Source organism: Streptomyces sp. SCL15-4, from assembly GCF_033366695.1.
Taxonomy (GTDB): domain Bacteria; phylum Actinomycetota; class Actinomycetes; order Streptomycetales; family Streptomycetaceae; genus Streptomyces.
Genome location: NZ_JAOBTQ010000001.1, coordinates 7,318,705 through 7,329,785, shown reverse-complemented (window position 1 = coordinate 7,329,785; position 11,081 = coordinate 7,318,705). Strand labels below are relative to the sequence as shown.

Annotated in this window: 9 protein-coding genes and 1 pseudogene; 4 read left to right on the top strand and 6 right to left on the bottom strand. The window is 75.1% G+C overall.

Annotated elements, in window-relative coordinates:
• Nucleotides 1–44: 44 nt before the first annotated feature.
• Nucleotides 45–149, top strand: a pseudogene (locus SCK26_RS33055) (SAM-dependent methyltransferase); the annotation flags it as partial.
• Here the strand turns inward: SCK26_RS33055 and SCK26_RS33050 are convergent.
• The 4 genes from SCK26_RS33050 to SCK26_RS33035 are packed head-to-tail and all read right to left on the bottom strand — an operon-like array spanning nt 137 to nt 4,838.
• Nucleotides 137–1,192, bottom strand: a complete 1,056-nt coding sequence (locus SCK26_RS33050) for a 2-hydroxyacid dehydrogenase (protein WP_318205022.1) — start codon at nt 1,190–1,192, stop codon at nt 137–139. The pseudogene SCK26_RS33055 and the gene SCK26_RS33050 sit on opposite strands and share 13 nt — an antisense overlap.
• 28 nt (nt 1,193–1,220) lie before the next feature.
• A complete protein-coding gene (locus SCK26_RS33045) occupies nt 1,221–1,826 on the bottom strand; it encodes a histidine phosphatase family protein (protein WP_318205021.1) in 606 nt (201 codons plus the stop codon).
• Nucleotides 1,823–3,319, bottom strand: coding sequence for an FGGY-family carbohydrate kinase (locus tag SCK26_RS33040; protein ID WP_318205020.1), 1,497 nt, complete (start codon nt 3,317–3,319; stop codon nt 1,823–1,825). The genes SCK26_RS33045 and SCK26_RS33040 overlap by 4 nt, the downstream gene beginning before the upstream one ends.
• The gene (locus tag SCK26_RS33035; RefSeq protein WP_318205019.1) at nt 3,312–4,838 is read right to left on the bottom strand and encodes an FGGY-family carbohydrate kinase; all 1,527 of its coding nucleotides are present in this window, start codon (nt 4,836–4,838) and stop codon (nt 3,312–3,314) included. The genes SCK26_RS33040 and SCK26_RS33035 overlap by 8 nt, the downstream gene beginning before the upstream one ends.
• 334 nt (nt 4,839–5,172) lie before the next feature.
• Here SCK26_RS33035 and SCK26_RS33030 point away from each other — a divergent pair, with 334 nt between their 5' ends.
• The 3 genes from SCK26_RS33030 (at nt 5,173) to SCK26_RS33020 (ending at nt 8,740) form a co-directional block, all read left to right on the top strand.
• Entirely contained in the window at nt 5,173–5,994 is an 822-nt protein-coding gene (locus SCK26_RS33030) for a DeoR/GlpR family DNA-binding transcription regulator (RefSeq protein ID WP_318205018.1), read from the top strand.
• A gap of 224 nt (nt 5,995–6,218) precedes the next feature.
• On the top strand, nt 6,219–7,550 hold the full coding sequence (locus SCK26_RS33025; protein WP_318205017.1) for an MFS transporter: 1,332 nt from the start codon (nt 6,219–6,221) through the stop codon (nt 7,548–7,550).
• Nucleotides 7,551–7,684: 134 nt separating this feature from the next.
• Complete coding sequence (locus SCK26_RS33020; RefSeq protein ID WP_318205016.1) at nt 7,685–8,740, top strand: mannose-6-phosphate isomerase; 1,056 nt, start codon at nt 7,685–7,687, stop codon at nt 8,738–8,740.
• Nucleotides 8,741–8,995: 255 nt separating this feature from the next.
• Here SCK26_RS33020 and SCK26_RS33015 read toward each other — a convergent pair whose 3' ends face one another.
• The gene (locus SCK26_RS33015) at nt 8,996–9,427 is read right to left on the bottom strand and encodes a tetratricopeptide repeat protein (RefSeq protein ID WP_318205015.1); all 432 of its coding nucleotides are present in this window, start codon (nt 9,425–9,427) and stop codon (nt 8,996–8,998) included.
• A 114-nt stretch (nt 9,428–9,541) separates the two neighbouring features.
• Nucleotides 9,542–11,044: a glycoside hydrolase family 43 protein gene (locus SCK26_RS33010; RefSeq protein WP_318205014.1), complete on the bottom strand. Its 1,503-nt coding sequence runs from the start codon at nt 11,042–11,044 to the stop codon at nt 9,542–9,544.
• Nucleotides 11,045–11,081: the final 37 nt, after the last annotated feature.

Genomic DNA, 11,081 nt, shown 5'->3' with positions numbered 1-11,081 from the left:
CCACGCCTGCCTCGGCGGCAAGGAACACCTGTTCGACAAGGTGCCGCGCCGGGCTGCTCGGCTGTGTCGCGGCACTGATCGACGGGCGGTACGGCGGCCGGGTGACCAAGCGGTACCTCATCGGACCGAGCGTGTCCTACCGGCGGTGACGGCCGGCCAGGGCCTCCGGGTTGGCGCAGTGGGCCGGCGGTTCGCCGCGCAGGAAGCGGGCGGCCTCGGCGGCGACGATCCGGGCGGCCTTGTGGGCGACCTCGCGGCTGGCGCCGGCGATGTGCGGGGTGAGGACGATGCCCGGGGTGGACAGCAGGCGGGAGCCGGCCGGTACCGGTTCGACGGGGAACACGTCGAACCCGGCGGCGGCGAGGTGTCCGGAGTCGAGCGCGTCGCACACCGCGTCGTAGTCGGCCAGGGCGCCGCGGGCGCAGTTGACGAGGACCGCGCCGCGCGGCATGGCCCCGATCCGGGCCCGGTCGATCATGCCGCGGGTCTCGTCGGTCACGCGGGCGTGCAGGGAGACGATCCGGGAGCGGCTCAGCAGTTCGTCCAGCGAGACCAGCCGGGCGATGTCCCCCACCGCCTCCGGCCGCACATAGGGGTCGTGGACGAGGACCGTGGCGCCCATGGCGTGCAGGATCCGGGCGACGCGCGAGCCGATGGCGCCGAAGCCGACCAGGCCGACGACCGAGCCGTCGATCTCGACGCCGCAGCGCGTGTAGTCGTAGTAGTCGCCGCGCCACACGCCCCGCTTGAGGTCGGTGTGCACGTCGGCGATGCCGCGGGCGGCGGCGAGGATCAGCGCGAGGGCGTGCTCGGCGGTGGCGACGGCGTTGCGGCCGGGGGCGTGGCAGACGGCGACGCCGTGCCGGGTGGCGGCCTCCAGGTCGGCGTTGACCGGCCCGCCCCGGCTGACGCAGAACAGCTCCAGGTCGGGGCAGGCCGCCAGGACGCGTGCGGTGAGCGGGCCCATCTGGGTGAGGCAGATCCGGGCACCGCGCAGCGCCTCGATCATCTCCTCCTCGCCGCCCGACGCCTCGTCGACCTCGGCGACCTTGCCGAACGGCGTGTGCGGCCACGGCAGCAAGAGCCGGCGGACGTCCAGCTCGGTGCCGGGCGGCGCGGCGGCGCGCAGTTCCCGTTCCAGCAGGTGGGGCAGGACGAAGTGGTCGCCGGCGGCGAGGACGGTGGTGGGCACGGTGGTTCTCCCGGAAGGGGGCGGGGGTTCAGCGGACGGGTGCGTTGAGGCGGAGCAGCGCGGCCTGGCCGTCGCGCAGCCGCAGTTCGGTGAGCGCGCCGTTGCGCAGGACGGGGAAGACCCGGCGGTAGCGGTCGAGGGGGATGCCGAGGAGCGCGCACAGCACCAGGCGCAGCAGGGTGGAGTGGGCCACGACGAGGACGCGGCCGTCGGGGAGTTTGTGCGCGGTCTCCTCCAGGCAGTCGATCGCGCGGCCGGCCGCGGCGGCGGGGTCCTCTCCGCCGGGCAGGTGGTGGGCGACCGGGTCGGTGAGGAAGGCGGCGAGTTCCTCGGGGAACGCCTCCGCCATCTCCGCGCGGGTGAGTCCGTCGCCGCGGCCGAAGTCCACCTCGCACAGACGCTCGTCCACCCACGGGGTGAGGCCGAGGGCGGCCGCGGCGGGTTCGGCGGTGAGCCGGGCCCGGGTGAGCGGTGAGCACAGTACGGCGTCCAGGTGCTGCCCGGCGGCCCAGGCGCCCAGTTCGGCGGCCTGCCGGCGGCCCAGCTCGGTGAGCGGGACGTCGGTGCGGCCGGCGTAGCGGTTGGCGGCGTGCCACACGGTCTCCCCGTGGCGTACGAGCAGGAAGTCGGTCACGGCCGGGCCTTTCCGCGCGCGTGGCCGGCCACGGCCGGTGGCAGCCAGCCGCGGCGGGCCAGCGCGTCCACGAAATCGAGGTAGACGGGGAGCAGACGGGCGGTGCGGTCGGGGTCGGGGCGGACCTCCGCGCCCGGCCGCACCATGCTGCCGGCGGCGTCCTGGAGCGTGGCACCGGAGGCGGTGGCGGCGAGCACCGCCATGCCGAGAGCGCTCTCGGTCTGCTCGGGGAGGCGGGCGGGACGGCCGAGGACGTCGGCGCGCAGCTGTGTCCAGTAGCGGTTGCGGGCGCCGCCGCCGGTGAAGGTGAGCGGGCCGGCGACGGGGGCGCCGAGGTGGTCGAGGTAGTCGAGGCAGAGCCGTTCGACCAGGGCCGTGCCGAGCAGGCAGGCGTGGAACTCCTCGGCTTCGCCGGAGGGTTCGCCGAGGGTGAAGGGGACGGCGTCAGGGGCGCGGAAGGGGAAGCGTTCGCCTCCCGGGCCGGCCAGGGGGTAGACGACGGCGGTGGAGCCGGTCGCGGCGGCCCGTGCGGTGAGCGCGTCGAGGTCGGCGGGACGGGCGCCGGGAAAGCGCCGGGCGAGGACGCCGGCGCCGCTGCTGGAGGCGCCGCCGGGCAGCCAGGTGCCGCCGGGGCCGCGGTGGCAGTAGACCACGCCGCCGGGGTCGCGGACGAGGTGCGGGCTGGCCCCTTTGAGGACCAGGGTGGTGCCCAGTACGGAGTTCCAGGCGCCGGGGGCGAGCGCGCCGGCGCCGATCTGCGCCGCGCAGCCGTCGGTCGTGCCCGCGGTGATCAGCGTGCCGGCGGGGATGCCGGTGGCCTCGGCCGCGGCGGCGCACACGGTGCCGAGGACGGTGCCGGGCCGTACGACGCCGGGCAGCAGCCCGGCCGGGACGCCGAGGGCGTCGAGTTCCGCCTCGGGCCAGCGCTCGGCGATCAGGTCGTAGCCGGTCTTCAGGGCGTGGCCGGTGTCGCTCGGGACCTGGTGCCCGGCCAGCCGCCAGGTGATCAGGTCGGCCTGGTGCAGCAGCCGCGCGCCCGCCGGCGGGTCCGTGTGGTCCAGCAGCCACAGCAGTTTGGGCAGCGCCCAGGAGGGCTGCATGGCGCGGTAGCCGAGCCGGTCCCACACGGGCGCGCCGAGGGTGTTGACGCGGCCGGTGTACGCGTCGGCCCGGCGGTCGTCGTACATCAGCCCGGGGGTGAGCGGGACGCCCGCCGGGTCGGTCAGGAGCACGGTGCCGGAGGTGGCGTCCACGGCCAGGTCCCGTACCCGGCGCGGGTCGGTCCCGGTGAGCGCCTCGCGGCAGGCGGCGGCGAGCGCGGACCACCACGACTCGGGGTCCTGCTCGTGGCGTACGCCGGCGCGGTGGCCGGTCAGCGGGCGGGAGGCGGCGCCCAGCAGCCGGCCGGTGCCGTCCACGGCGACCGCGCGGGCGCTCTGGGTGCCGAGGTCGAGTCCCAGGTGGACGGCGTCGGGGGACAGTGCGTCAGACATGCGGCAGCTCCGGGGCGGGGACGGCGGCGGACGCGGGTGCGGGTGCGGGGGCCCAGCCGAGGGAGCGGGCGGCGGCGCGCCAGGTGAGGCAGGTGTCGTGGAGGCCGTCGTAGAAGGCGGCGCGGGCCGGATCGGGTTCCCACCTCGCGCCCATGCGGACGTACTTGGCGGCGGCCTCGCGGATACCGCTCTCCGCCCCGGTGCGGACCAGCCCGGTCAGGAACGCGCCCTTGGCGCCGGGTTCGGTGTCGGTGGAGCGGGCCGTCGGCACCCCGGTGACGTCCGCGATGAGCCGGCACCAGCCGTCGCTGGCGGATCCGCCGCCGCACAGGCGCAGTTCCCGCACGTCGGTCCCGGAGGCGGCGAGGCAGTCACGGACGACGAGGGAGAGGCCCTCGAAGACGGCGCGGGCGACGTGGGCGGGCGTGTGGTCGAGGGACAGGCCGAAGAACACGCCGCGGGCCCGGGGGTCGAGGAAGGGGGCGCGTTCGCCGGCGGGCGAGAGGTACGGCAGGAACGCCAGTCCGCCCGCGCCGGGTTCGCCGCCGAAGGCGAGCCGGCCGAGGTGGGCGGGGCCGGCGACGGCCAGGGTGCGGCAGGCCCAGTCCAGGACCTCGGTGCCGGCGAGGGTGGGGAAGGCGCGCAGGATCCGCTCGCCGTCGTAGGCGATGTTGATGCCGCACGGTTCGCCGCCGGTGTCGGGTTCGCGGGTGACGATCTCGGTGCACAGGGTGGTGCCGAGGATGGCGCACGCCTGGCCGGGGTCGACGGCCCCGGCGCCGCGCGCGGTGGCGGCGATGTCGTAGGGGGCCATGACGACGGGCAGGTCCGCGGGCAGGCCGAGTTCGGCGGCGGCGCGGGAGGTGAGCGCGGCGACCCGCTCGTGTTCGCCGAGGACGCGCGGCAGCAGCGGCTCGGCCCAGGCCAGGCCGAACAGGTCGAGGAGCGCCGGGTCGTAGGCGCCGGTGGTGTGGTCGAGGAAGGGCGCGGAGGCGTCGGAGGCGTCCACGGCGGTGACGCCGGTCAACCTCAGGAACAGCCAGCCGGCCGCCGTCAGCGCGGTGCGGGAGCGCCGCAGCCGGTCCGGGTCGTGCCGGGCGAGCCAGCCGAGCACCGCGTTGGGCATGCCGCTGCACGTGAGCGAGCCGTTGCGGCGGAAGGCGCGGTCGAGGACGCCGTCGGCCTGCCAGCGGGTGAGCAGGTCGCCGGCGCGTCCGTCGGACCACAGGATCGCCGGTCCGGTGGGACGGCCCGCGCCGTCCACCAGCCAGCAGCCGTCGCCCTGGGCGGTGAAGCTCACCAGCCGCACGGGGCCCCGGCCGGAGCGGGGCCGGGACAGGGCGTCGCGCGCGGAGCGCACGACGCCGTCCCACACGGCGTCCATGTCCTGCTCCGCCCAGCCGGGCCGGGGCCGCAGCACCTCGCTGCCGACGCGGGAGACCGCCAGCTCCCGGCCCTGGTCGTCGAACACGACGGATTTGATGACCGAGGTTCCGACGTCGATGGTGAGAACCGCCATGACCGCGAATACCCGCCCTTTCACAAAAGGCCGCGCCCACGGACCAGGTTCGCCGGACCAGGAGGTCCGGCCGTGTGCGGCTCGCGGAAAACAGGTAAACGCGGCCTCGGAACGGCCGTCAATCGGCCCCGGGCTTTATCCCGCGGCCGGGCGCGGGCGCCGTGTGACATTCCCGGCCGGTTTCGGCGCGGGGCCGCGCCGGTGCGCCGCTCGCGCGGACACCGGCCGGGTCGCCGGCCGCCCGCACCGTGTTACGTTCGTGTGGGATTCTCATGAGCCCCTTCGCGTTCACGCCGCCGGCGGGCGGCCCGGGCCCCGGTGAGGAGACGCCGCCATGGCCGGTGCGGACGCCCGTACGGACGCCCGGGAGGAGCGCCGCGGCCGGCTGCGCGCACTCGTCACGGACCGGGGGTTCGTGCGGACCGCGGATCTCGCGGCCGAGTTCGGGGTCAGCGTGATGACCGTCCACCGCGACCTGGACGCCCTCCAGGCGCAGGGCTGGCTGCGCAAGGTGCGCGGCGGGGCGAGCTGTCTGCCCTCGGCGCAGTTCCACGGCAGCACCGGGGAGCGCCTGACGACGATGGTGCGGGCGAAGCAGTCGCTGGCGCGGGCCGCCGCCGGGGAACTGGCGCCCGGGCAGGTCGTGATGATCGACGACTCCACGACCTGTCTGCACCTGGTGCGGCACCTGCCGGACCACACCCCCGTCACGGTGATCAGCAACTCGCTGCCGGTGGTCTCCGCGCTGGCCCACGAGCCCGGCGTGGCCCTGATCGCCCTGGGCGGCACCTACTTCCCGGCGTACGACGCGTTCATGGGCGCGCACACGGCGCGGAGCGTGCAGGCGTTCCGCGCGGATGTGCTGTTCATGTCCACCACGGCGGTCACCGGAGGCCGCTGCTATCACATGTCGCCCGAGACGGTGCAGGTCAAGCAGGCGATGATGGCGGTCGCCGCGCGCCGCGTCCTGATCATCGACCACACCAAGTTCACCCATCAGGGGCTGTACGCGCTCGCTCCGCTCACCGACTTCGACCTGGTGCTCGTCGACGACGCGGCCCCGGCGGCGGAGATCCGGTGGCTGCGGGAGAACGGAGTGCGGGTCCGCACGGTCGGCCGGGCGCCCGAACCGCCCGGCCCGCACGACGCCACGTGAAGTTCACACGGACCTCACTCGGCACCCGTCGGCCTGCCGGATCACGCACGCGCCGCTGACCTGCGCCGGAACTGCCGTCACCGGGCCGTCCGCTCCCCGACCTCACACCGGCCCTCACACGGCCCGCGTGGTGTTCTCCGCGACGGATTGACCCCGCCTTCGAGCGGACCTTTCATCGGTGCCACGCCGTACGGCACTCCGCTCTCCCCCTTTTCCCCAAGAAGGTGGCGTCCGTGACCGTCCCCCCGAATCCTCCCGCCGCTCCCGGGAAAAACGCTTCCCGGAACATCCTGGACCGCGCCGGCATTCCGAAGGCCCTTTCCTGGGGATTTCTCGGTGTCCTGATCTTCATGATCGGTGACGGGGTCGAATCGGGTTTCCTCTCGCCCTATCTGCTGGACGAGGGCCTCTCCAAGGACCGCGTGGCGCTGCTGTTCACCGTCTACGGCGTCACGGCCAGCGTCTCGGCGTGGTTCTCCGGGGCCCTGTCCGACCTGTGGGGGCCGCGCCGGGTGATGCTGCTGGGCCTCGGGATCTGGGCCGCGCTCCAGGTGGCCTTCCTCGGTCTCGCCGTTCCCACGCACCACTACGTCCTGCTGGTCGTCACCTACGGCCTGCGCGGCTTCGGCTATCCGCTGTTCGCCTACGGCTTCCTGGTGTGGGTGACGGCGGTGACGCCCCGGCACCGGCTGGGCTCGGCCGTGGGCTGGTTCTGGTTCGCGTTCACCGGCGGGCTGCCCACGCTCGGCTCCCTCGTCGCCAGCTTCACGGTGCCGTGGCTCGGCACCTACCGCACGCTGTGGTTCGCGCTGGCGCTGGTCGTCGCGGGCGGTCTGGTCGCGCTGCTCCTGGTGCGCGAGCCGACGGGCGGGCAGCGGCTGGCGCCGCCCGGCGAGCGTCCGGTGGCCACGCTGCTCGGCTCGCTCTCCATCGTCTGGCGCGAGCCGCGCATCGGCGCCGGCGCGGTGGTACGCACCGTCAACACCGCCGCGCAGTTCGGCTTCCTGGTCTTCCTGCCGGTGTTCTTCACCGACACGCTCGGCTTCTCCCTGACCGAGTGGCTGCGGCTGCTGGCGGCGATGTTCGCCACCAACATCTTCTTCAACCTGCTCTTCGGCCTCGTCGGCGACCGCATCGGCTGGCAGCGCACCGTCGCCTGGTTCGGCGGTGTGGGCTGCGCGGTGACCACGCTCCTGCTCTACTACGGCACCTCGGCCGCCGGCGACGACTTCCCGCTCGCCGTGGTGCTCGTGGGCCTCTTCGGTGCCACGCTCGCGGGCTACGTGCCGCTGTCCGCGCTCATGCCCTCGCTGGCGCCGGACCACAAGGGCCAGGCGATGTCGGCGCTCAATCTCGGCGCGGGCGCCAGCACGTTCGTCGGCCCGGCCGTGGTCGGTCTCTTCCTCGGGCCGCTCGGCGTCGAGGGCGTGATGTGGGTCTTCGCCGGGCTGTATCTGGCGAGCGCCGGACTGACCGCCTTTCTCACCCTGCCCGGCCGGACCACCGCGCCCGGCACCCGTGTCGTACCGGCCGCGCCGGGAGCGGGGAAGGCGTAGCCGGCCGGGAAGCGTCCGTGTCCCGGCGCACCGGGCCCCGTCGGCCTCCCGCGCACCTTCGCCCCGGTTTGCCGTCCGGACCGGCGGGAACCCCGCAGCGGAGTACGCCCGGCCGACGCGCGGAAGGGGAGCCGGTGGACTGGTATCCGTTGCGCCTGACGACGCCGGTCAAGCAGCACGTCTTCGGCGGGCACGTCCTCGCCGGACGGTGGGGCCGCGCGGGGCTGCCGCCGGGTCCGGTCGCCGAGACCTGGGAGGTCAGCGACGTGGACGGCGAGGGCGCGGTGGTGACCGAGGGGCCGCTCGCCGGGGTCGGGCTGCGCACGCTGGTGCGGGAGCACGCCGGGGGCCTGCTCGGACGCGGCCGGCGCGGTGACCGTTTCCCCGTGCTGACGAAGTTCATCGACGCCACCGGGCCGCTCCCGGTCCATCTGCACGCCGACGACGAGACCGCCCGCCGGCTCGAGGGCGAACCCAACGGCAAGACCGAGGCGTGGCACATCCTGGAAGCGGCCCCCGGGGCCACCGCCCTGGCCGGTGTCCGGCGCGGCGTCGACCGCGACCGGCTGCACCGGGCGCTGCTGGCCCAGGACTTCGACGCCGTCCTGCGCCGGCTGCCGGTGCGCGCCGGGCAGACCCTGTACGTGCCCGGCGGCACCCTGCACAGTTTCGGCCCCGGCACGCTGGTCTACGAGATCGAGCAGACCTCCGACATCCAGCAGCACGCCATGCGCCACCGGATGGAGGACGGCGCCCCCGTCCCGGACCACGAGTGGCACGCCAACCTCGAACGGCTCCTTCAGGAGTGGCGGCCCGAGCCGCGCCCGGACTTCCACTCCGGGCTGAGCGTGCCGGTGGACGACGGGGTGGAACGCACCGTGCTGTGCGCCGGACGCCACTTCGCGCTGGAGCGGTGGCGGGCCGGCACCGCGGCACCCCTGGTGCACACGTTCGCCACCGCGACGGTCCTCAGCAACGCCGGAGCGCCCGTCACCGTGACCACCCCCGGAGGCCGGGAGCGGCTGGGCCGGGCCGAGAGCCTGCTGCTGCCCGCCGCGCTGGGCCGGCTGCGGATCGAGGGCCCGGCCGACGTCCTGCTCGGCTACCTCCCCGACCTCGACACCGACATCCGCGCGCCCCTGCTGGCGGCCGGCCACGGCCCGGCCGCGATCGACGCGCTCGGCACGTGACGGAACCCGCTCGGCGGCACGGAGTACGCGGGCCGCGAGTGAACCCCTGCGGGAGGCCGGCCGCGTCCCGGCTGCTCGCCGGCCGGCTCTCCTCCGGCGCGCCGGCCGACGGGACGTCCCGCGGGTGACGATGGTGCGCAACGGGCGTCAGGAGATGGCGCGTCCTGCCCGCGGGGTTCCTGCCGTGTCCGCCGGAGCGGAGGTATGGCTCGTGGTGCCGGACACCGGTGAGGAGACCTCCTGGCACGGCCGCCGTCAGACGCCGGCCGGTGTCTCGCCGGCGAAGGCCGCGGCCAGGCGCAGCCAGGGTGCGGCCTCCTGGTGGCGGCCCTGGCGTTCCAGGGTGCGGCCCAGCATCAGGTGGGCGTAGTGCTCCACCGGGTCGCGGTCGACGACCTGCCGCAGCTGCTCCTCGGCCCGCCGCAGCTGTGCCGAGTGGTAGTAGGCGCGGGCCAGCAGCAGCCGGGGCGCGGTCTGCTCGGGGGCCTCCTCGACCACGGCGGGGAGCAGCTTGGCCGCCCCGATGTAGTCCTTGGCGTCGAACAGCAGCCGGGCCCGCTCCCAGCGCTCCGCCACGGTCTCCTCGTGCGGGACGCCGGGTCCCTCGTCGAACAGGTGCAGGGCGCTCGCCCAGCGGTCCGGCGCGACCCCGCCCGTCGCCGGGTAGTCGTGGAAGGTGTCGTTCATGGGTCCTCCCTGTGTGAGCGGGCGACGCTTCTGTTGACGCATCAACCAGCGTCGCCAACCGCCGCCGGTCCGCCGCTATTCCTCCGGACGGCCGCCCGGCTCCCCGGCCGTGCCTCAGTCCTCGTACGGCTCGTAGTCGAACCAGTCGAAGCGGACCGTGCCCGCCGAGGCGTACAGGCCGATCACGCGGCCGGTGAAGCCGCCGGCGACCTCGGTGGAGAGGTAGCGGCCGTCCAGCCGGACGAGTTCGGTGCGGGTGCCGTCCGCCTCCCGCACGTAGAACGCGACCGTGTCGGGCCCGTCGCGCGGGTCGGTGATCTCCTGGACGGGGGTCGTCCCGACGCCGAGCACCACCGGGCCGCCGGCCGACGGGCGGGACGCCACGACCGAGCGCAGCGGGCCGATCCGCGCGACGACCCGCACCTCGCTCGCCGTGGCCTCGATCTCGTAGTGGTGCCGCTCGTCCAGGCGGACGGCCAGCCCGCCGCTGCCCTCCGCCGGGTCGAGCAGGGTCCACGCCCGGCAGGACAGGTGCTGCTGGCGGCGGCCGACGAAGGTGACGTCGGTGTCGTCCAGCGACTGCCCGCGGGCGCGCAGAGTCAGCCAGCCGGCGCGCTCCCCGGTGGTGCAGTCCTCCTCGCGCCGGATGCGGGGCGAGATCCAGCCCGGGGCGAGGCCGCCGCCGTCGAAGTCGTCCCGGACCGGCGCCTCGGCGGGCGGCCGCAGCGGCCAGGGCGGCGGGGTGCGGGCGGACGTCAGCTCGCCGACGACCGGCCAGTCGTCGACCCAGGTCACCGGGGCCAGGAAGGTCTCCCGGCCGAGGACGTGCCAGTCCGGCGAGCCGCCGCGCGGCCGGACGCCGAGGAACACCATCCACCAGGAACCGTCGGGCCCTTGGACCAGGTCTGCGTGGCCGGTGTTCTGGACGGGGTGGTCGGTGCCGCGATGGGTCAGCACCGGGTTGGCCGGGCAGGGCTCGAACGGGCCGTCGGGCGTGCGGGCCCGGGCGATCGACACACCGTGGCAGCGCTCGGTGCCGCCCTCGGCGATGAGCAGGTACCAGTACGCGCCGATGCGGTACAGGTGCGGCGCCTCCGGGGTCTTGGCGCCGGGCGCCCCGGACCACAGCCGCCGCGGCTCGCCGAGGGTCTCTCCGGTGCGGGGGTCGATGCGGACCTGGCTGATGCCCGCGACGGTGCACCAGCAGGTGCCGTGCTCGTCCCAGGCCAGGTCCGGGTCGATGCCGTGCACTCCGGGCAGCCGGACCGGATCGGACCAGGGACCGGCCGGGTCGGTGGCGGTGAAGAGGAGGTTGCCGTCGCCGTTCACGTTCGTCACGATCAGCCAGAAGCGGCCGTCGTGGTACCGCAGCGTCGGGGCGTAGAGGCCACCGGAGGAGTGCGCGTCGGGCGGCAGCCGCAGCTGGTCCGGCCGATCCAGCGCGTTGCCGATCTGGGTCCAGTGCACCAGGTCGCGGCTGTGGAAGACCGGGATGCCGGGGTAGTACTCGAAGCTGGAGCAGACCAGGTAGTAGTCCTCGCCGGCCCGGCAGACGCTCGGATCGGGGTGGAAGCCCGGGATCACGGGGATGCTGGCGCTGTCGGGCGCGCTCGGCACATCGAGTCCTTTCGGGAGGTCCCGCGCCTACGGCGTG

Excerpts from the sequence above, each read along its gene's own strand:
- SCK26_RS33040 (WP_318205020.1), bottom strand. The coding sequence starts at position 3,319 with ATGTCTGACGCACTGTCCCCCGACGCCGTCCACCTGGGACTCGACCTC.
- SCK26_RS33035 (WP_318205019.1), bottom strand. The coding sequence starts at position 4,838 with ATGGCGGTTCTCACCATCGACGTCGGAACCTCGGTCATCAAATCCGTC.
- SCK26_RS33030 (WP_318205018.1), top strand. The coding sequence starts at position 5,173 with ATGGCCGGTGCGGACGCCCGTACGGACGCCCGGGAGGAGCGCCGCGGC.
- SCK26_RS33015 (WP_318205015.1), bottom strand. The coding sequence starts at position 9,427 with ATGAACGACACCTTCCACGACTACCCGGCGACGGGCGGGGTCGCGCCG.